The 435-nt window shown below is 40.0% G+C and carries 1 protein-coding gene; it reads right to left on the bottom strand.

All coding sequences use genetic code 11. The annotated features are described in order from the left end of the window. Positions 1–435 (bottom strand): replication initiation factor domain-containing protein (locus tag NE665_RS24045; RefSeq protein ID WP_256302724.1); only part of this gene is annotated, 435 nt, incomplete at both ends.

The raw sequence follows: 435 nt of genomic DNA, 5'->3' as shown, positions 1-435 counted from the left end.
CAGCACCGATATAAACGGTCTTTGCGGTGTCGAAATCATCAAACTTGCTTTCGTCAAAGTGGTAGCCCTCACTATTCGAGATAAATTCCTCTTTTTCGCATTTCTTCTTTATCTGCTCTATGGTAAAAAATGGCTTTTCGTTCTTATCATCAATGGCAATATCCAGTCTAGTGAAATGGAAGTTATCCAGTCCATATCTTCGCTCACAATGTTTGAACATATCTCCAAAGGTATAATTCCTACTATCAAGAATACGGAAAATATCATCACAGCCTCTGCCGGTCATAACAAGATAACAGCCTAACCCTTGTGGGTTGTCCTCTGTCTTTCTTGCGTCCCCCGATACATAAATATCTCCAATCTGCCAGCGTGCTTGATACGTCTTGAATTTAACGCTTGCCGGATAGACATTAAAAATATCAGTTGGTAAACCTA

This window comes from Clostridium sp. DFI.1.208 (assembly GCF_024463855.1).
In the GTDB taxonomy this organism is placed as follows: domain Bacteria; phylum Bacillota_I; class Bacilli_A; order Erysipelotrichales; family Erysipelotrichaceae; genus Clostridium_AQ.
This window is presented reverse-complemented; position numbering and strand designations above follow the sequence as displayed.